Genomic DNA, 21701 nt, shown 5'->3' on the forward strand with positions numbered 1-21701 from the left:
CGCTCGCTAGAGATCAAAATCATCTAGTAGATATTGGGTTAAAAAAATTATCTAATAGATATTGGGTTAAAAAATTATCTAGTAGGTGTTGGGTTAGCGAGCGAGGACGCTCGCACTACGGGGAAGATAAAATACTAATTACCCTAATTATTAGTATTTTATCTCTCTAATTAGTTTAGCATAAGTTTCCGAAGGGCGATCGCCTAAATGATCCTCAATTTCCCTTTCTGTTCCCCGATTAAAATTAATACTAAATAACCCAAACCTGGGCGTATAAGACCCCCATTCATAATTATCCGTTAATGACCAGTGCATATAACCCAAAATCGGAATATTTTCCTTTAATAATTGTTGAATTTGACGAACATGAGCTTCTAAAAATTGGCTGCGATGCAGTTGGTCAGTGCGATGAGTGGCGATACTATTATCCGGTTTTCGACGTAACGCCATGCCATTTTCAGCAATTAAAATTGGAAGGTTATATTCCTGAGCATAATATTTACAGAAAAAAGATAATCCTTCTGGGAGCGCTCGCCAGTCCCACCATTTACTCGTAATTCCGGTCATTAACCAATTTCTTAACCCTTTAGTTTTAAATTCAAAATCAGAAAAAGACGGTAAACGGAAGGTATGGGCAATAAAAGGATCATAATAATCAATTGCTAGATAATCATAAACCTTTGGTCGAGGAGATAACATTAATTCTTGCCAATAATAGTCTAAATGTTTAAGATCAAAAGTTCGATGACCAACCCAATTTCCCGTCCAACGAGTTAACCGTCCCAATTGATAGGGAATATCTTTTTGAAAGGGTAAAGAAGCTCGACGTAAAGAGGTTTCTAAATGTTTAGCTTGAGCATAAGCATAATCTCTGATTTCCTTGGGTTTTATTTCTTTTTCCTGTGCGCCCAACAAATCCCAAATTACTTTTTCTGACCAATATAAATCACTACAATAGGTATTTAAAGTCACCATAGGTTTGTTCCAACCATATTTTTCATAAATATCATGGATAGAATTATAAGCTCGAATATGAGCAGCTAATAAATAATTATAAGCTCGCCAAACCGCCTTAATTCCGGTAAAATTTCCGGCGGGAAATTGACCACTTAAATAGGTATTTAAAACTAAAATATTCGGTTCATTAATAGTAATATACCAATGAATTGGCGGTTGTTGATGATAATCGGTTAAACGTCGATTAATATGGGTAACAGTTACGGTTACATAATCAATAAAACAATCAATGGTTTCTGCGGATAACCAAGCATCTATTCCTAACCAAGCGGGATGGGTAAAATGATGTAAGGTAATAATAGGTTCTAAGCCATATTGACGACAGGTGGCAATGCGTTCGGCATAGTCATCTAAGACCTTAAAATCATAATGGGGGGCGGGAGAAATTTCGGCGGTTGTTATCGGTTGAATCCGACTCCATTCTAACCCTAAGCGAAAGGAATTTAACCCTAATTTTTGACAATTAGAAAAATCTTCCGGGTAGCGCGTCCAAAATTCAGAAGCGTTTCCAGTCCTCATTACTTTGCCTTTTTGTTCACTTTCTGACCAGTTATTTTGAGGTTGTCCCACACCATTATAACCTCCTTCACTTTGATAACCCGATGTGGCAACGCCCCATAAAAAGTTACTGTTATTAGTCAAAATTCAATCTCCCTTTGCACCTAAAAACTATTGCCTATTGCCTATTGCCTATTGCCTATTGCCTATTGCCTATTGTAATTTGTGATAAAATATTCTCAGCAATATTCAGAGCCGCCCGGGGTTCTCCTAATTCTAAAGCGGATGCTTGCATTTGGGATAATCTTTCTGAGTGGTTTAACAGAAACTTTACACAATGGGCAACCATTTCTGGCAATCTTAACTGCACTCCCGCCCCCGCCGCTACGATTAAATCAGCATTCCATTCTTCTTGACCTGGAAATGGGTCTACAATAATCATCGGTTTACCTCGTGCTAAAACTTCACTAACAATTAATCCCCCCGCTTTCGTAATTACTAAATCACTCGCTACGAGTAAATCATCAACATAATCAACTAATCCTAATTTTAGGAGTTCCGTTTCTGGGGTAGAGTTTAATTCTGTTAAGGAATCTAAGAGTTGTTCATTCCGTCCCGCGGCTACAATTATAGTGCCAACTTCTGAGGTATTCATCAGTTGAGAAACCATCAAACGTACCCGTTTATAATGTAATCCCCCGCCAAATATTGTAACTACAGGTTTGTCGGTTTTGAGTTGATAACGTTCTCGAATTTCAACTTGAGATTTAGCTTCTAATACTTCAAGTTTAATCGGGATTCCTGTAACATGAAGAATAGCCGGGTCAACTCCTCGTTTAATCAGAAAATCCGTTGTTAAATCATTGGGTAGATAATAACCATCGACTTCTTTATTAATCCAACTACTATGAGCAATTACATCTGTAATTACCACATAATGGGGTTTTGAAATCCGTTCTTCTTCTTCTAATAGTTGCAATAAACGACTAGGAATTTGCTGTACACAAACAATAGCATCGGGATTAATTTCTTCAATCAAATGCCGCAGTTTTCTAAAAAAAACCCGCTCTATTTTAGCCGTAACAATATTTAATTCTAAAGACCGTTCTAAATCTTCTAAATCTGTTCCTTCATAATAGGCGCGATAAATTTGAGGAGCTTTTTCGCTCAATTGTTTATAAATACTGGTAACGGCATTTCGATAAATAGAACTGGCATACTCTAAGGCATCTTCTACCGTAACGGTAACATCTGGAAACTGGGAAAAAGCCTGATTTAATGCTTGTGCGGCACTATTATGTCCAGCCCCCAAAGAAGAAGATAAAATCAAGATATGGGTCATAATGAATTAAGAGTTGTGGTTTTTGAGTAGAGTATTATTGAAGGTAATGGGTAATGGGTAATGAGTAATGGGTAATATTAATTGATTGTTCGAGTGTTCTAATAATGATTAAACTGACTCAACTGATAACTGATAACTGATAACTGTTAACTGATGACTGATGACTGATAACTGTTTAAAAAATTTTCCCTATGGATAGGGTTGAATTATCTTTCCATCGCTTCCACAGACTTAGGAACTCCTGCACTTAATACTTCATACCCCCCAGAAGTTACTAAGACATCATCCTCAATTCTTACCCCAATTCCGTGCCAACATTCGGGAATTTCCGGTTGTCCTTCAACGAGTTTAATATTAGGAGAAATATAGATACCCGGTTCAACTGTTAATATATTTCCAGGTTGCAATGGTTGAGGATTTTCACCCCATTGATATACCCCCACATCATGCACATCTAAACCTAACCAATGTCCAGTTCTGTGCATATAAAAAGGTTTATATTTTTCTTCCTTAATAATTTCCTCAATATCTCCAACTAATAACTCTAAATCCATTAAACCTTCCACCAATACCCGCACCGCAGTATCGTGAATATTTTTATAAGGATTTCCGGGTTTAACTTGTTCAATAGCGGCTAATTGGGCTTTTAAAACCAGTTGATAAATAATTTTTTGTTCTGGTGTAAACTTACCCCCAACTGGAAAAGTTCTGGTGATATCTCCATTATAATATTGACAACAACATCCCGCATCAATTAATAGTAAATCATTATTTTGTATTTGACAATTGTTTTCCACATAATGCAAAATACAAGCATTTTTCCCCGATGCCACAATCGAAGGATAGGCAACTGTTCCCCCATTTAAACCAAAAATATGTTCGATTTCTGCTTGAATTTCATACTCATAACGTCCGGGTTGAGCAAATTCCCTAGCATGGTTATGAGCTTTCACAGAAATTTCTATAGCTTTCCGCATTAACTCTAATTCCGTTTCGCTTTTAATTAAACGGATAGGATGTAATATATTACAAACATCCTCAATAGCAATCGGCCCTGTACCGTGTTTCGGATAAACTCTTAATAGTTTTTGCCAATGTTTTAAAATCTTTTCATTGAATTTTTCATCCCGTCCTAAGCGATAATAAATCCGGTCGGCTTTTTGTAAATATTGGGGTAACTTTTCATCTAATTCATTAATAGGATAAACCTCATCCGCCCCATAAAGTTCTTTGGCTTTTTCTACCCCCGTAATATACCCTGACCAAGTTTCTTTTTCTGGGTTTTTAGGTTGCACAAATAAAACAAATTTATGTTCTTCATGGTGAGGGGCAAAAACAGCAACGGCATTGGCTTCATTAAACCCAGTTAAATAGAAAAAATCACTATCTTGGCGAAAATTATATTCTACATCATTGTGCATAACTGCCATGGGCGCACTTCTGAAAATGGCAGTTCCCTGCTTAATATTTGCCATTAATTGTTCCCGTCGTTGCCGATATTCTGTTTGAGTAATCATCCTTTATCTCTCCTAAAATTGTAGTGAGGCGTTCACGCCTCAGAAACAGAAAGCCCTTACAAGATTGTTCACGCCTTGTGAAAGACAGCCCTGAAGGGCTTACTACGGGTGATAAAAAACAAGGGTAAAGCATAGCTTAACCCTCGTTAATTTTAAGTTAATTGTGACTGAAATTGAGATTAAATCACAGCCGCAAACCGTTCTTTTTCAGGAACTTCTGTGTACTCAGACACAATTTGCCGAAATTCATCGCCGTCGATGCTTTCTTTTTCAATCAAAAGATCCACTAACCGATCAATTACTGCTCGGTTTTCCTGAATAATTTGACAGGCTCGCTGATAACAATGTTCGGCAATAGTACGAATTTGACTATCAATGCGAGAGGCGATTTCATTAGAATATTCCGTGCGAGTGGCAAAGTCCCGACCTAAGAAAACTTCCTGTTGAGATTCTAAGGACAATGGCCCCAAATCCGACATTCCGTAACGAGTTACCATCTGCCGTGCCATGCCCGCAACCTGCTGTAAATCGCCTCCAGCGCCCGTTGTAACTTCCGAATCACCAAAAATGATATCTTCAGCCGCCCGACCGCCCAAGGCCCCAGTAATCCGGGCTAGGATTTGGGAACGGGAAATCAAGCCTTGATCTTCATCGGGCATAAACCAAGTTAAACCCTGGGCTTGACCCCGGGGAATTAACGTGACTTTCTGCACCGGATCATGTTCTTTGATTAGGGTTCCAACGATCGCATGACCGACTTCGTGGTAAGCAATTAATCGTTTGCTCTTGCCATCAATTAAGGGGGTTCCTTCCATCCCGGCAATTACCCGATCCACCGCATCATCAATTTCGATCATGGTCATGCCTTCTTTGCGACGGCGGGCGGTTAAAATTGCGGCTTCGTTGAGCAGGTTGGCTAAGTCAGCCCCGGTAAACCCAGGCGTCCGACGGGCAATCGCTTCTAAGGAAACTTCCTCGGAAATTTTCTTATTGCGGGCGTGAACTTCCAATACCGCTAAACGGCCCTTAATATCCGGCGCGTCCACGGTAATTTGGCGGTCAAACCGACCCGGACGTAAGAGGGCGGAGTCGAGAACATCAGGGCGGTTAGTGGCGGCAATAATAATAATTCCGGTATTGCCCTCAAACCCGTCCATTTCCGTTAATAATTGGTTCAGGGTTTGTTCCCGTTCGTCATTTCCCCCGCCAATACCTGCACCCCGTTGACGACCAACGGCGTCAATTTCATCAATAAAGACGATACAAGGGGCGGTTTCTTTGGCTTTTTTGAATAGGTCACGGACACGGGACGCGCCCACACCCACAAACATTTCCACAAATTCCGAACCGGAGATACTGAAAAAGGGAACTCCGGCTTCCCCGGCGATCGCTTTAGCTAATAAAGTTTTACCCGTCCCTGGAGGGCCAACTAATAATACCCCTTTGGGAATTCTAGCCCCGACTGCGGTAAACCTTTCGGGTTTTTTCAGGAAAGTAACGACTTCTTGTAATTCTTCTTTGGCTTCTTCTACCCCAGCCACATCATCAAATAAAACTCCGGTTTTAGCGTCCATTTGAAATTTAGCCTTGGACTTGCCAAAGTTCATGGCTTGACCGGGGCCACCGGGAACGTTATTGGAGCGACGGAATAAAAAGAATAGACCTGCAATTAATAAAATCGGGAAGATCAGATTTCCCAATAGTCCCCAGAGGGCGCCATCATTGCGAGGGGGGTGGGTATCAAAACTAATTTGGGACTCTCTTAACCGGGCGATCAATTCTGGGGCGTTATTGGGTAAGTCCACCCGCAGTCTTTGAACTCGGTTATCGAGTTGGGGATCGACCGCATCGACAATGGCCGTGCGTCCGCCATCATAGAGTTCTACACTGGTGACACGACCCGCATTCAGATAGTCTAAGAAACGACCATAGCTCATGCGGGTGCTGGCGGTGTTTTTGCCGAATTCTGCGGGGGCTGTGGCAAAAGCTCCTTGCCAGACAAAAAACCCGATGACTAAGGCGGGTAAAGTCCAAAGCAGTATGGTTTTCCAGGATGTTTTCATAAATTGCGTTGCCCTATGGTGTGGAATATAGAATTTGCGATCGCTTTTTGTTATTCATAATCTTAACTAAATTTAACGTAATATTTCAGTATCAGGCAACTGACTTCCTTAAAATTGTGGTAATAGCTAGGGATGCCATAGAATCAGACAATGGGTGCGTCCATCCGGTTTTCAACAAGACTTCCGGTAAGACCTCAATTTGATCAGAAAACTCAAAAGTTGTTATTTTCGATCATTAACTTGGTTTTCAATTGAGTACAACCCAGTAGCTATAATGATTACAGGGTTTAGCAGACTCGGTTGCTGCTGTAGTTCTCTCCAAAGAGAACCCAAAATCCCAGATTTTACTGATTGTTTGTTGTCGGTTTCTTGAAAGTAGGTAAAATTGGCAACAGATAAGGCATTATATATTTTGAATCTCCGTGAGGTAACATATTCCGATGCAAGAAGGTGGTAACAGACAGCCCGGACAACCAGTCGCCGCAGCCGCAGCGGCTGCAATGCTGAATCGGCAAACGCCGACAGCAGGCAAAAAAACGATTTTAAGTATTGATTTAGGACGGACATCGACAAAGGCTTCCACCAGTCGTAACCCGAATGAAGTCGTTTTTATTCCTTCCAATATCAAAGCACTGACGGTGGATACCGCTAGAGGCGGTGGCTTTGAGTCGAAAAATACCGATCCGCTTCTGGATATTTGGGTGGAATATCAGGGCATGGGTTATGCCGTGGGTCAACTCGCGGCTGACTTTGGAGCCAGTTTGTTCAAAGATGGTTCCGATTCCCCTTCTAAAGTTGATGATGCTTTAATTAAACTTTTTGCTTGTATCGGCTACTTCAAACTACAAGGCGACATTGATGTTGTTCTGGGACTGCCTTTCTATTCTCAATCACAATTTGAGCAAGAGAAGGAACACATCACTCGGTTACTCTGTGGCACCCACGATATGCTCTATCGGGGCGAAAAGGTCTCCGTTAATGTTAATACGGTTCGGATCATGCCTGAAGGCTATGGCAGCTTGATTTGGCTGGAAGCTCAAGGCGGCCAAGGAGTTCCCAATTTTGCTGATCTCTCTGTGGCGATTGTGGATGTCGGTCATCAAACTACCGATTTCTTAACTGTTGATCGCTTCCGTTTTGCCAGGGGGGTTTCCAAAAGTGAAACCTTTGCTATGGGTAAATTCTATGAAGAAGTGGCGAGTAAAATTGAAGGTGCCGATAGTCAGTCTCTTTACTTACTTGAAGCTGTTCATAAACCCGCCGGAGAACGGTTATATCGTCCTCGTGGAGCCGTTCAACCTTTTAACTTAGATGATATTGTGCCGGAATTACGGCAAAAGTTTGCCCGGGATTTATGCGATCTCGTTGTTAAATGGTTACCTGAACGGGTAACGGATGTGGTCGTGACCGGAGGCGGTGGTGAATTTTTCTGGGAAGATCTACAACCTCTGCTCAAAAAGGCAGGTCTGAAAGCTTATTTAGTTCAACCTTCGCGTAAAGCTAATGCTTTAGGACAGTATGTCTACGGTGAAGCTCAGTTAGCCCGACGTTAATTTTCTTAGTTCAACCCGTCCTGAACTCAGTTTCACTGGGCAAGGGCGGGTTTAATTTTGGTTCTGGGGCATCCCGATTCTGATACACTAACAAAGGGTGATTCTGGTTAATTATTGTTTGGATCAAAATTTTCCAGGCTCCAAACTCAATAATGGGATAACTGTAGGTCTGGATTTATATTATGCTGTGGCCAAATCGCAAACAAACTCAGTCGGTAACATTCACGGAAGATGCCGCAGATCAGACATTATTAGATGCCATTGAACAGGAATTATCCCAGGCAAAGTATCAAACGTTTAGCAATCTTTGTAAACAAGCTCTGTGGCAATTCCTATTATTATCTAAATCCGAACCCACATCCCCACCACTAGCGTCGGAGACTCCTAACCCTAATTCACCTCAAGTTTTACCTATTTTACCGAATTTACAGCCCCTTGAAGAACGGTTATTCGAAATTAAAAATAAATTAACAGATTTAGAAAAAAAGGTACTAGCTGACGATGGAACTAAGATAGAAAAATTGGAGACTCAATTCCATCAGTTAACCCAACAAGTGACGCAATTACAAACATCAATTAACCAAAAATTAACTGAAATTGCCACAGGTTTAGAAACGGTTAAATCTCAACCTGTGATCATCATGGAGTCAAAACCTCCCCAACCAGAACCAGAACCCGTTTCCCAAGAAGCGATGGCAGAAGTTGATCCTTTACTTAAACGTTTAGGTTCTTTATTAGATGATTTTTAGGGAATAGGGAACAGGGAATAGGTAATAGGTAATAGGTAATAGGTAATAGAAAAAAAGAATGTACTTTTTATTATTTATGATTCCCCACTTTTTAGGAGAATAAACTCTCCTAATATTTGGCGTTGAGCCTCTAATAATTCTTTAATTCCTAGTTCAGCAAAATCCAAAATTTTATTGAGTTTTTCTCGATTAAAACTACCAGATTCCGCAGTACCTTGGATTTCAATAATTTCTAATTCTTCGGTCATTACCAAATTAAAATCAATATCGGCGGCCACATCTTCGGGATAATTCAAATCTAAATAGGGTTCTCCTTCTAATAGTCCCACAGAAATCGCAGCAATTTGATGACAGATGGGTAATTGTTGCAGTTGTCCTTTTTCAACTAATGTATTTAAGGCATCAACTAGCGCCACAAACCCCCCGGTAATAGCCGTAGTTCGCGTTCCTGCATCCGCTTGAATTACATCGGTATCAACCGTAATGGTAAATTCTCCTAATGCTTTTAAATCCACCGCAGCCCTTAAACTACGTCCAATTAATCGTTGAATTTCTTGAGTTCTTCCTGATAATTTTAACAATTCTCTCGGTTGACGTTGGGGTGTTGCCCCAGGTAACATTCGATATTCTGCGGTTAACCATCCCTGTCCTGTATTCTGTAAAAATTTGGGTACTCCCGGCTCAATACTAACGGTACATAATACTTTTGTATCCCCACTTTTTGCTAACACAGAACCAGGGGAAAAACGAGTAAAATTCCGTTCAAAACTTACAGGACGAAGTTGATTTGGTTCTCTATGATCAGGACGTTTCCACATAATTAATTAAAAGTAATTGTAGTAAGCCCTAAAGGGCTGTATTATATTAATTGAGACGTTGACAAATCTCTTGATAAATTTGTTCTGGAGATTGCTCCCCATTAATATCTAAAAGACGATTGGTGAGTTCATAATATTCTAAAATGGGAACTGTACGTTGATAAAATAACTCAATACGACGTTCAATAATTCCCAGTTGATCATCAGCCCTTGAACGCGCTAAAGAACGCTTTTTTAATACCATTTCTGGTACATTAAAATAAATCGCCCAATTTAACTGTTGTTCTAAATCTTCTAATAAAAAATCCAATTCTTCCGCCTGAAATGAGGTACGGGGATAACCGTCTAAAAGCCAACCCTTCGCCACCGCAGGTTCTAACAATTGTTGACGGACAAATTGAATCATAATTTCGTCTGGGACTAACTCGCCTTTTTCTACATAGGGTTTAGCTTGTTGACCCAATTCCGTATCAGAAATGATCCTTTGTCTCAAAATCTGACCCATATCTAAGCAAGGAATACCCAAATCACTACATAACAGTTTGGCTTGAGTTCCCTTTCCTGCTCCTGGGCCACCTAAAATCACCAGTCTCACAATATTTAGCTCCTCCGATGTTCAAGTTTAACCATTTTTTAAATCCATGATTTAATTTCCTCCTTTAACCATTCCCAAAACCGATGTCGGATTTAATAAAAATGATGCCCCTTTTTGAGTAATTTCTTCAGAAAGATGTATCTGTTTTAAGGTGACTAAGCCATCATTAATATATAAATCTCTTACCATCGCCTTGTCTCCAGAATTAAAAACAGTCTCATAAAAGACTTCCTTAATTCCTGTAGAAATAATTAATTTTAAACAGGAAATACAAGGTTCTAAGGTAACATAAATACTTCCCCCATTACAACAAATTCCATGTTTTGCCGCCTGTGCGATCGCATTTGCTTCTGCGTGAACCGCCCGGGAAGGTAACACCGAACTGGTATCACAGGTGCTTAACCCCGGATAACAATAGCCTTGGGTGGTACAGTGAATGGAACCAGAAGGCGATCCGTTATAACCCGTAGCCAGCATTTGTCGGTCTTTGACAATTACTGCACCCACGGGAAAGACTAAACAGGTGGAGCGCGTAGCCACCAATTTAGCCATCATCATAAAATACTCATCCCAAGTCGGTCGCAGGGGCGGTTTATAGTTTTCTGGTAAGTCTTCCATGCTAATAAAATAATAGAAATTAGTGGGGTTTTGTGGAGATTAATCCCGTAGACCCAAATCCATTATCGCTTCTTTTGGTATCACTTAACTGTTGAACTTCTTGAATCTCTACCCGCAAAACCGGGGCGATCACCATTTGAGCAATTTTCATGCCTTTTGTAATATTAAAGGATGTTTTGCCATGATTAATCAAAATTACTCCGATTTCTCCCCGATATCCCTCGTCAATGGTTCCGGGGGCATTCAGAACTGTGATTTGATGTTTTAAGGCTAAACCACTTCTAGGTCTAATTTGGGCTTCTGTTCCTGGGGGTAATTCAATTGCAATTCCGGTGGGAATTAATTGACTTTCTCCTGGGGAAATTGTGGTATTAGCGATCGCAAATAAATCCAATCCCGCATCCCCAATATGAGCATATTGAGGTAAAATTGCGGCTTCATTCAGTTTTAAAATGTTTAATTTCATATTTAAAGGGAATAGGGATCACAGATTTAAGAGGATTTCACGGATTTCACGGATTTTAATCTGCGTAATTCGCTTAAATCAGTGATTGGTAATGGGTAATAACTAATAACTGATGACTGAATTACGGTGCTAGTCGAGCTTTTCCGAGTCGAGTTTGTTGATACCATTTAGCAATTTCTGGAACCCATTCTTCAACATGAGGCCAAATTAAATCACAGAGTTTTTGAATTTCTAACTGGGCATCTTTTTTAAACCGTAAATCCAGAAAATGTAATAATGCCCTTAAAGTAAAACTAACCACAAAATGTTGACGATAATCAAAGGGAACTTTTCCCCGGGCGTGTTCTTCAGACATTCCATTATCAATATCAATTTTATAGCGTTTTGCGGCTTCTAAACACCAGTTTAAATCCTGTTGACGTTGTTCAGGAGAATAGTAGTATTTTTTGCCTTGGCGATCGCTATAATTTCCCACAGGTCTTAAATAAAAAGCATCTTCAATATTACCTTTACCCTCAGCTATTGCTAATACTTTCCCCGAAGTATAACGGTAGGACTGAACGTCAAAACTAATACCTACCCTGTGAGTTCTAGCTTGCTGCATAACACTATGGGGAAAATAACCACAACCCAAGACAATTTGACAGTGTTCTAAGGGCCCATAATGTCCCCGTTCTCCTGCTAATAGACGCTTGACAATCACCTCCCCAGCTTTTTCTTCAGACGGCCAAGATTCTCGTTCCGCGACAACAAACTGATCGCTATAATCTTGGTGCATTGCCGCATAAATAACTTGCTGAGGAAAAGGAGTTTTAGCAATAACTTCTACACGAAATCGATCCATTTATGATTAAATCTTTAATAGTTTAAGCTTCTAACATTAAACCATTAAATGAATCAATTTGATATATTTTAAGATTAATAACAAAATTCTTATTATGCTTTCAGACAAATTTACCACCGCCTTGGTTTACGCCACCGAACTCCACGCCAAGCAAATTCGTAAGGGTTCGGGAGTTCCCTATATTGCCCATCTGTTGGGAGTTGCGTTAGACTCTCTATCCCTAAACTATTTGTGAGGTGCGTAAGGCGAAACTGCACGCATCACCAAACCTTTAATTTTGTATCTAAATGAACTGAAATTCTTGACAAACTATGATTTTAGATGAGCTTATAAACATACTTCCTAGACTCAAAAAATAAGCAATTTAAACCGATAAATCAGTAAAGAAAGTTTAAATAATATTGACTTTTATTAAATTAGTAAAAATTTTTAAACTCTGAATAAAAAATATTTTATTTTCCTGATTTTGAATCATACTGAATAACAAATCTCTAGTCTATCCAAGCCGTAGGTTGTCCGGTGGGGAAAGCGGAATCGTTAACCATTGGGTTGTTTAATCCTCATCCTCATCCTCATCCTCTATCCTACAGATCAGGAAAATTCCCCATCACCCTAAAACTAATATGATGCTTTTAAACCAACCTACTCTTAAGCAGAATGAGTCTGGAATTAATAATCAGTACGATATTTTTCCGATTAGTTGCTCAACCCTAGATGTCAGAGCATTAATCACTCAAATTTTAAATCACTATCCGATTGATACCGTCGAAAAATGTAAATTTTGGCATCGAGGATTAAGTGATGTTTATTCGGTAAAAACTCAAACTACGCGCTATTTTTTGAGAATTTCCCATCAACATTGGCGCTGTCAAGATGAAATTAATTTTGAGGTAGAATTGCTGGATTTTTTGCATGAATATCAACTTCCCGTTGCTTATCCGATCAGGACAAAAAATGGACAATTATTTTTTGAAATTAATGCTCCTGAAGGAAAACGATATGCGGTGTTATTTGTCAATGCTCCGGGTCAAATTGCGATCGGAGATTTGAATGTTAGCCAAAGTTTAAAATTAGGTGAAACCGTTGCTAAAATTCATCAAGTTTCTTTAAATTTTAGACCATCTGTTCAACGTCAACCTTTAACCTTAGATTATTTATTAGAGAGTTCATTAGTGGCGATCGCACCCTATTTAAACAATCGACCCAAGGATTTAAACTACTTAGTAGAAGTTGTGTTTCAACTGAAAACTCAATTACAAAAATTACCTAAAATTCCTCCCTTATGGGGGATTTGTTGGGGTGATCCCCATAGTGGGAATGCTCATTTCACCACCGATGATCAAATTACCCTATTTGACTTTGATCAATGTGGATATGGGTGGCGCTCTTTTGATATTGCTAAGTTTTTACAAGTATCGTTACAGTCAGGACTCAGTAAAAAAGTTCGTGAGGCTTTTATACTCGGTTATGAAGAAATTAACCCCTTAATAGAACCAGAAAAAAGCCTGATTCAAGAGTTAACTGAAACGGCTCATATCTGGGCTTGGGCGATTAGTATTATTAACGCTGAACATTTTAATTATAGCCGTTTAGATACTTGCTATTTTACTCGACATTTAGAACAGTTAAAACGCTTACATTCTCCAGACTGGCAATAAAGAATGGGTGATGGGGAACAGAAAATTAGTTTACTATTAGTATGGAATTTAATCATTAAATAGGATTTTAGCTGCTTCTTTGATTCTAACAATCGGTTCAACAGAACGGGAAAGATTTGGTAAAATAATTAAGGTTTGATCGGGAAATTGATCAGTTACTAATTCCTGTCCTATTTCAAACCGATTCTGCACAATATAGCGTTGATTAATACCCTTTTCTATTAAAGATTCCGTTAACCTTTTTGCTTCTGCTACAATCGCAACTTGTCCTTGAATCACACCAATAAATTCAGTATAATTAGGATCTTGCAGTTTTTTCTGAGCTTTAACAACCCGTTGACGTAAATTCCTTAAACGTCCCATAAATTCAGTTCTTCCTAACACATTCTGATATTTAATCCACAGTTTAAAAATCCACGCTAACCATTCACTCATCGCCGTTGGCATTTCTAAAAATCGTAATAAATGACCCGTAGGAGCCGTATCTAAAATAATTAAATCCAGTTCATGACTTTCTAATAAATCCATCACTTCTACTAAGGATAACATTTCATCAATTCCAGGTAAGGATTGGGAAACAATTCGCCGCCAAGCCTCCGGGCCATAAGCTAATTTAAGCATAGCATTAGGATCATCTTTTTCGCCACTCATCATTTCTGCCAGTTCCCAAAGATAGTCTTCTCTAAACTGATTTAAAACCTGATCAGCGTCTATTTCTTGACCGAATAAATTAGGAGTAATTGCCATAGCTTCATGGCTTAATTTTAACCCAAAAGCATCTCCTAAAGAATGGGCTGGATCAATAGAAACCATCTGAATTTTTTTCTCAGAATAACGCCTAGCTATTTCCCAACCTATAGCAGCGGCAACAGTTGTTTTACCCACACCACCTTTGCCACCAACAATAATTAATCGTCTATTTTCTTCGATAAAATCACTCAATTTGGCTTGGGAGGTAGAAAATTCTAAGGGTTGAGAAGGAATAAAAGTTTGCTCCTCTAAATCTGCCGATATTATTAAAGGTTGAAGTTGGGAAAATAGGGTTTCTAAGGCTATAGTTCCCAAGGGTTCTGTTGAAAGTTCGGGAATCGTAAAAATAGGATGATTTTCCGCAATATTCTGAAATTGTTTAAGAAGTTTCTGCTGTTCTTGATACCGATCTAAATTTTGATTTTGGGAAACAATATGATTAATTAATAAACCCCCAACGGGAATATTTAAACCTTGGAGAGCCTCTAAAAAACGTTGGGTTTCTAACCAACTCATGGGTTCAGGAATAGCTACCACAAAACAAGCGGTTTTTTCTTGATCTTGAAGTCGAGATCTTCCAGAAGCTAGTTCTTCCTGCATTTCTTCTAAAAAAACATCCGCTTGATCTGATTGATAACGTCCGGTAAAAGATTGACTAATGGTGCGGTGTTTTTCTTGAAATAGGGTTAAAGATGCTAATAAACTATCCAAAAAATCCATTAATTCTAAGAGGTTTAACGCATGACCACTGGGAGCCATATCGACCACTACTCGATCCACAACTTGGTCATGAAATAACCGTTGAATTTCTAATAATCCCATTAATTCATCAATTCCCGGCCAGTCTAAATCCCAAACCGGGGTTAAATCTTCCCCTTCGACAAAACTACCCCGTTCTACTAATAATTCTAAAACCGCACCATAGCGAGTTTTAAACGCTGTTAATAAGGTTTCTGATTCTATAGCTCTAACTTTTAAATTAGGGAAATTTTTAATAAATTCAGCTTCATCAGTCACGGGAATTTGTAAGACATCCCCCAAGGAATGGGCGGGATCAGTAGAAATCAGTAAAATTTGTTCATTGGGAAACTGTTTCGCCCAATTGAGGGCAAACCCACAGGAAAGGGTGGTCTTTCCCACACCCCCTTTTCCACTCAATAAAGCTAGACTAAGAGTATTAGAATTAAACATCAAATTTATGATAAATTAACCAGAATTTGCTATATTGATATTGTAGCACTCTACCAAAAGTCCAAAACCCATCGACCTAAAAAGATTTAAGCCTTGAAACCCTTGGAATAGAATGGAGTAGTTGATTTTAAATCTTCAGCCCTTGTGTCAGTTGCCAAAGTGTTATACCCCTTGCAGAAAGTCCCGCCCCCGATCTCCCATAACAACAGGTTGAAGGGTTGACTAGACAGACCAGACACTTGAGACTCCCCCAACCATCTTAGCAGAAAGTCCCGCCCCCGATCTCCCATAACAACAGGTTGAAGGGTTGACTAGACAGACCAGACACTTGAGACTCCCCCAACCATCTTAATCTCAAACCCTTTGGAATCAACTGAGAATTAAACTGTCATACCAATCTAGCATAAAGCCGTCGTGGATTTTAGATAATTAAAGAGTCACCAGCAAATTTCAACCCCAGGGAACAGACTGAATCAATCGGTCAGTCTAAATATGAAGTTAATATTCATTATACCCTGCCTTTCCCTAGATTAAGCCATCAATCACTAACTTAGAAATCAATTAGGAGCTAAATACTATGTTGACCAATCCTAGAAAAAAATACACTTTGATCCTGTTATTATCCTTAGCGGGTGTACTCAATGCTGGCTCCGGTTTTGCCAGCCCAGAAGGGATAAGTTCTAGTCCTTTGAAAGTTGAACCCTTGAGTCATGGGTCAATACAGTATAGCCCCAATCATAAATCCATCTTGACTCACCCAGAACAAAGACGCACTTCTGAATGTTACGACAATGGTTTATGTTATAGAACCGAACGGGTCACACTAGAATAGGTAGGGCTTTGGGTTATGATGGGGAGTTAAGGTTAAACAGCCGATATCAAGATCAAGCGTCGGATGATCACCCCATCAAGGAGATTCATAAAAATGGCACTTTACCCCGTAAACGATACGATCAGTCATAATCATCAGCAAGTTCATACCTTAGCCAGAGCAATAACGAAAATGCAAGGCAGTTTTTCGTTATTGCTGTTGCGATGTAATTATGAAAGTTTGCGGGAAAAAATGGTCGCCGAACTCAAACAAGAATGTTCCCTGACTTTTACAGAATTTAAGTTAGCTCCTGGGAGTCAAACCCTATATGGTTCAATTAAAGCCGAACTACTAGAGCCTAATTATCCCTCGGTTTTAATGGTTTATGGTTTAGAATCCGTTGTGGCGATTGATGAAGTTTTGCATTCGGCTAATTTAGTTAGGGAAGCCTTTCGTAATTTTCCCTTTCCTTTAGTTTTATGGATTAATGATAAATTATGGAAAAAACTCAATCGTAATGCTCCTGATTTTACCAGTTGGGCAACAACCTATGAATTTTTACTCAGTTCTGATGAATTAATTGAATTTTTAGAGGAAAAAGTTTCATCCGTTTTTACAACGGTTTTAGAAGCAGGTTCAGAACGATTTTTACCCACAACTAATATTTTAGGCCCAGAATCAGGAACCGAACTACAAGCGGCTTATCAAGAACTGAAAAGTCGAGAAATTCCCATTGATCCGGTTTTGGAAGCTAAGTTAAAATGGGTTTATGGTCGCTATTTTTATGTTAATCAACAGGTGACTCTGGCGTTACAGCAATATCAACAAGCTTTAAGATTTTGGCAACAACAATCACCAACAGACTCAGAAATCCTCGGTGTTAATGGAATTTCAACTGGTTTTAAAGATGCTTCTAATCCTCTATTATGGGAAGGATTAATATTATTTAATATTGGTTTATGTTGGTGTTATTTGGCCGAACAACATCGTCATCGCAATGGTGATCGGGAATGGAAACAAGCCTGTGTTTTTCTTCAGCAGTCTATAGAAAAGTTTGAAACTGCTCAACGTCAAGATTTAGTTGCCAAGTTTCTAAATAAAATTGGAGAAGTTTTTATTCATTTAAGTGATTGGAAAAGTCTCCGAGAACTAGCCTTAAAAGGTCGCAAATTACATCAGAAATTGGGGAATAGTTTCCTGATTCCACTAGCCCAGGATTATGGATTTTTAGCCAATGTTGCTTTACAGGATCAGGATTGGCAAAATGCTAAAGAATTAGCTAATGTTGCCCTAGAAACTCTGATTTTAGTAGCAAAGGAAAATCCTGATAATCCCTGGATTGACCAATTAGAAAGTTTTTTCCTCTATGTGTTAGCCCAGGCTTTAGAAAAGCAGGGATTAAAAAAGGAAGCAATTCAAAAATTAGAACAGGCAGCAGAGACAATTAAAAAGACGCTTTTAACCGTCAATTTAATTTGGTTATATCTGCAAATTTTGAAGATGCTAAACCGCCTTTATTTTGGATTGAAAGATTATCAAGAAGCCTTTAAAATCAAGGAAGAATATCGCAATCAATCGAGTGCTTATGGGTATAATGCCTTTGTGGGAGCCGGACGATTACAACCTCGTAAACAAGCTCTGACTTCTACCTTAAATCCTAGTGAAATTAACGCCAATTTTACCGATGAAATCACCGCTTCAGGACGGGAAGAAGCGATTAAACATCTATTACAAAGAATGGCGAGTAGTTATCATAAATTAACGGTAATTTATGGTCAATCTGGGGTAGGAAAAAGCTCAATTTTAGGAGCCGGATTAGTTCCAGCTTTGCAGAAAAAAATTATTGATGCGCGGATTAGCTTTCCCATTGTTATTAAGACCTATAATTGTTTTATCGTTGAGTTAGAACAAAAACTTATCGCGGATTTAGATGGATTGCATGGATTTCACGGATTATCTGTGCAATCTGCGGAGTCTCTTCAAATCGGGGTTACAAATTTAGATAGTGATTCGTATCCAGAACTCACCGAAGAACCAGAAAATCAAGATTATACTGAGAATTTAATTAGAGTAATTGAACAACTTAAAGAAAATGCTAGACAAAATTTATTGACGGTTTTGATTTTTGATCAATTTGAAGAATTATTTTTTGTTCAGTCCATTAGATTACAAAGGCTATTTTTTGAGTTTTTACAAGATGCTTTAAATCTACCATTTGTGAAAATAATTATTTCCTTGCGAGAAGATTATTTGCACTATTTATTAGAAGGAACCCGCCAGGTTGATTTAGAGGCTATTAATAATGATATTTTAAGTAAAGATATTATATTTTATTTGGGAAATTTTAGTCAAAAAGAAGCCCATAACGTAATTAAGAGTTTAACCGATCGCGCCCATTTTTATTTAGAAGAACCCTTGATTCAAGCCTTGGTTCAAGATTTAGCAGGAGAAGCTGGAGAAGTTCGCCCGATTGAATTACAAGTGGTGGGGACTCAAATACAAGCCGAAAATATTACTACTTTAGAAAGCTATCAAAAACAAGGCCCGAAACAAAAATTAGTCGAACGGTTTTTAGAAGAAGTTATAGGGGATTGTGGCCCAGAAAACGATGCCACGGCCCGTGTGGTTTTATATGCGTTAACCGATGAAAATGATACCCGCCCCTTAAAAACACGCCTGGAATTAGCCGAGGAGTTAAAACAAAAACTACATCGAGAGCAGGTTTTCGGCCCGTTAGATACTATCCTTTATATTTTAGAAAAGTCTGGATTAGTCTATCGAGATATTGGAACTACTGGAGAATTTTATCAATTAGTACATGATTATTTAGCGGGATTTATTCGCCGACAAAATAGAAACGAACAAGAAGAAGTTATCACAAAATTGCAACAGGAAAAAGCCCAACTGATTCAAGAAAAAGAAATAGGCCAAAAACTCTCAGAAGAACAGGAAAAACGCCACCAAGCCGAAGCCAAAAATCGTCGTTTAGAACGATTAATGGGATTGATTGTAGGGGCGGTTGTAATTAGTTTTGCAGCTACCTTTTATATGAATGGTCAGAATGAAGTTAAAGCTAGAGTTCAAGCCTTAACTTCTGCTAAAAATGCCCTTTTATTAGCGGATCAGCAAGATCAATTAGGGGTATTAAAAACCACTGTACAGATTGGTCAAAATACCTTAAAAACCAAAGCTCCAGAAGCAACAAAAACAGAAATTGCCCAAGGGTTAATGCAGATGATTTCTGGAATTCAAGAAAAAAATCGTTTAGAAGGGCATACAGCAACAATTTTAGGCGTTAGTTTTAGTCCCGATGGTCAGCAGATTGCCACGGCTAGTCTTGATCAGACGCTAAAAATTTGGAGCATTCAGGGTAAGTTATTAACTCAACCTTCCCAATTTCCCCATGAAAGTCCGATTACCAGGGTTCGTTATAGTCCCGATGGCAACATCATTGCCACCGCTACAGCAAGTATCAATAACACAGGTCAAAATCAAGTCTTATTATGGACAACAACGGGAACTCCCCTTCCGCAGAGTCCCATGAGACATAAGGGAGTGATTAATAGTATTAGTTTTAGTCCCGATGGCAAGAAAATAGTTACTTCTAGTAATGATAAAACAATTAAGTTATGGGCTTTAGATGGAACATTAATTCAGGAATTTAAAGGTCATGCGGATCGGATTTTTGATGCAGAATTAAGTCCCGATGGTCAAATAATTGCCAGTTGTAGTAAAGATGGAGAAATTAAAATTTGGTCGCTTGATGGTCAATTAATTCGCACAATTAAAGCCCATAATCAACCCGTTTATGATCTCGATTTTAGTCCTGATGGTAAACAAATTGTTTCCGCCAGTGGCGATCGCACCCTCAAACTTTGGGATACGGAAACAGGTCAGGAAATTAAAACCCCGATCAAGGGTCATAACGATGATATTTTAACGGTCAATTTTAGTCCCGATGGTCAATTTTTACTCAGTGGTAGTCGCGATCGCACCGCAAAACTTTGGAATTTAAACGGGGTATTACTCAAAACTTTTATCGGACATCGAGATAGTATTTGGGGTGTTGAATTTAGTCCCGATGGTCAAACCCTGGTATCCGTCAGTGCCGATACAACCGCCCGCATCTGGGATCGGAGTCGAGATCCCTTAAATACGACCTTACAGGGTCATACAGAAGGGGTGTTGAGTGTGAGTTTTAGCCCCGATGGTCAAACTTTAGCCAGTGGAAGTAAAGATAAAACCGTGAAATTATGGGGTCGTCACGAACCTTTGCAATATACTTCACAGCCTGCTTCGATTTTGCCACATCCCCGTAAAGTCAACTGGGTGAGTTTCAGTCCGAATAGTCAAGAAATTGCCACCGCCAGTGAGGATAAAATAGTGCGACTCTGGACAAAAAAAGGTCAGTTGTTGCAAGCAATTTCCGGTCATGCTCAAGCAATTAAGGCTGTGACATTTAGCCCCGACGGTCAAACTTTAGCCAGTGCAAGTGAAGACAAAACCGTTAAACTTTGGAACAAACAAGGAAAATTGATCTCTACTTTGCTTCATCAAGATGCTGTTTGGGATGTCCGTTTTAGTCCCGATGGTAATACTTTGGCCACATCTGCGAGTTTTTTGGAAAGTCCTATCAAGCTTCCCAGTAACGCTATTACCCTCTGGACAAAAAAAGGTAAACAATGGCAACCAACCTTAGAATTACCCGCGAAAAATTCTGTCGCGACTTTGGCTTTTTTGGGCAATTCTCAACAAATCGCCGTCGCTGAAGGTGATATGGTCAGGCTTTGGAATCTTCAAGGGAAAAAACCACTCGCCTCCTGTCCTCTGGGACATAATGCTCAGGTACAAAGTTTAAGTTATGATTCCCAAGGAGCAATTTTAGCAACGGCCAGTGATGATAAAAAAGTCAGGCTATGGCAAATTAATGACGGTCTTTGGGACACATCGGCCTGTGATCAGGTTCAACCTTTAATTGTTTTACAACAGAATGATTTTGTGAATAGTATTAGTTTTAGTCCGGGAAATACTGGAATTCTAGCCATAGGCAAGGATAATGGCACCACGATTCTCTGGAGTTTAGAGAATTTAGACTTAAAAACTCAGATGCGAAAAAGTTGTAACTGGCTTTATGACTATTTCACCACCAACCCAACCCAATTACAGGGACACGATCAGGATTTATGCGATTCAGTAATCAGTAATCAGTAA

At 39.2% G+C, this 21701-nt stretch carries 15 protein-coding genes and 2 pseudogenes; 6 read left to right on the plus strand and 11 right to left on the minus strand.

Annotated elements, in window-relative coordinates; translation table 11 throughout:
• Positions 1–150: 150 nt before the first annotated feature.
• The 5 genes and pseudogenes from NMG88_RS22775 to ftsH2 all read right to left on the minus strand — a co-directional run bounded on the left by NMG88_RS22775 (position 151) and on the right by ftsH2 (position 6437).
• A complete protein-coding gene (locus NMG88_RS22775; RefSeq protein WP_376786470.1) occupies positions 151–975 on the minus strand; it encodes a family 1 glycosylhydrolase in 825 nt (274 codons plus the stop codon).
• A gap of 30 nt (positions 976–1005) precedes the next feature.
• A pseudogene (locus NMG88_RS22780) lies at positions 1006–1659 on the minus strand (family 1 glycosylhydrolase); the annotation flags it as partial.
• A gap of 55 nt (positions 1660–1714) precedes the next feature.
• Complete coding sequence (locus NMG88_RS20350; protein WP_235752245.1) at positions 1715–2857, minus strand: MGDG synthase family glycosyltransferase; 1143 nt, start codon at positions 2855–2857, stop codon at positions 1715–1717.
• Between the two features lie 206 nt (positions 2858–3063).
• Positions 3064–4374: an aminopeptidase P N-terminal domain-containing protein gene (locus NMG88_RS20355; protein WP_227351258.1), complete on the minus strand. Its 1311-nt coding sequence runs from the start codon at positions 4372–4374 to the stop codon at positions 3064–3066.
• A gap of 179 nt (positions 4375–4553) precedes the next feature.
• Positions 4554–6437: an ATP-dependent zinc metalloprotease FtsH2 gene (gene ftsH2 / locus NMG88_RS20360; RefSeq protein ID WP_026797044.1), complete on the minus strand. Its 1884-nt coding sequence runs from the start codon at positions 6435–6437 to the stop codon at positions 4554–4556.
• Positions 6438–6877: 440 nt separating this feature from the next.
• On the opposite strand from ftsH2, the gene fcmB reads away from it, so the two are divergent.
• Both fcmB and fcmC read left to right on the plus strand, forming a co-directional pair.
• Positions 6878–7990 (plus strand): filament morphology actin-like protein FcmB, encoded by a 1113-nt coding sequence (gene fcmB, locus NMG88_RS20365; protein ID WP_227358169.1) that lies wholly within the window; start codon positions 6878–6880, stop codon positions 7988–7990.
• Between the two features lie 182 nt (positions 7991–8172).
• Entirely contained in the window at positions 8173–8739 is a 567-nt protein-coding gene (gene fcmC, locus NMG88_RS20370) for a filament morphology membrane protein FcmC (protein WP_026797046.1), read from the plus strand.
• A gap of 74 nt (positions 8740–8813) precedes the next feature.
• Here fcmC and rph read toward each other — a convergent pair whose 3' ends face one another.
• From rph to thyX, 5 genes are all read right to left on the minus strand, one after another.
• A complete protein-coding gene (rph, locus tag NMG88_RS20375; RefSeq protein WP_278047065.1) occupies positions 8814–9560 on the minus strand; it encodes a ribonuclease PH in 747 nt (248 codons plus the stop codon).
• A 43-nt stretch (positions 9561–9603) separates the two neighbouring features.
• Positions 9604–10152, minus strand: a complete 549-nt coding sequence (locus NMG88_RS20380) for an adenylate kinase family protein (RefSeq protein WP_042156378.1) — start codon at positions 10150–10152, stop codon at positions 9604–9606.
• A 51-nt stretch (positions 10153–10203) separates the two neighbouring features.
• Positions 10204–10770: a deoxycytidylate deaminase gene (locus tag NMG88_RS20385; RefSeq protein WP_042156380.1), complete on the minus strand. Its 567-nt coding sequence runs from the start codon at positions 10768–10770 to the stop codon at positions 10204–10206.
• Positions 10771–10789: 19 nt separating this feature from the next.
• Positions 10790–11236, minus strand: coding sequence for a dUTP diphosphatase (gene dut, locus NMG88_RS20390; RefSeq protein ID WP_026788737.1), 447 nt, complete (start codon positions 11234–11236; stop codon positions 10790–10792).
• A 121-nt stretch (positions 11237–11357) separates the two neighbouring features.
• Positions 11358–12080, minus strand: a complete 723-nt coding sequence (thyX, locus tag NMG88_RS20395; RefSeq protein ID WP_042156384.1) for an FAD-dependent thymidylate synthase — start codon at positions 12078–12080, stop codon at positions 11358–11360.
• Between the two features lie 94 nt (positions 12081–12174).
• Between thyX and NMG88_RS20400 the strand changes: the two are divergent.
• Positions 12175–12309 (plus strand): annotated as a pseudogene (locus tag NMG88_RS20400) (phosphohydrolase); the annotation flags it as partial.
• Between the two features lie 394 nt (positions 12310–12703).
• On the plus strand, positions 12704–13738 hold the full coding sequence (locus tag NMG88_RS20405; protein ID WP_042156387.1) for a phosphotransferase: 1035 nt from the start codon (positions 12704–12706) through the stop codon (positions 13736–13738).
• 48 nt (positions 13739–13786) lie between these two features.
• Here the strand turns inward: NMG88_RS20405 and NMG88_RS20410 are convergent, their stop codons facing one another.
• Positions 13787–15679, minus strand: coding sequence for an ArsA family ATPase (locus NMG88_RS20410; RefSeq protein WP_174236017.1), 1893 nt, complete (start codon positions 15677–15679; stop codon positions 13787–13789).
• Positions 15680–16256: 577 nt separating this feature from the next.
• Between NMG88_RS20410 and NMG88_RS20415 the strand changes: the two genes are divergently transcribed.
• A complete protein-coding gene (locus NMG88_RS20415) occupies positions 16257–16511 on the plus strand; it encodes a hypothetical protein (protein WP_042156392.1) in 255 nt (84 codons plus the stop codon).
• 93 nt (positions 16512–16604) lie between these two features.
• Positions 16605–21701, plus strand: a complete 5097-nt coding sequence (locus tag NMG88_RS20420) for an nSTAND1 domain-containing NTPase (RefSeq protein ID WP_254035755.1) — start codon at positions 16605–16607, stop codon at positions 21699–21701.

Source organism: Planktothrix agardhii, from assembly GCF_904830935.1.
Taxonomy (GTDB): domain Bacteria; phylum Cyanobacteriota; class Cyanobacteriia; order Cyanobacteriales; family Microcoleaceae; genus Planktothrix; species Planktothrix agardhii.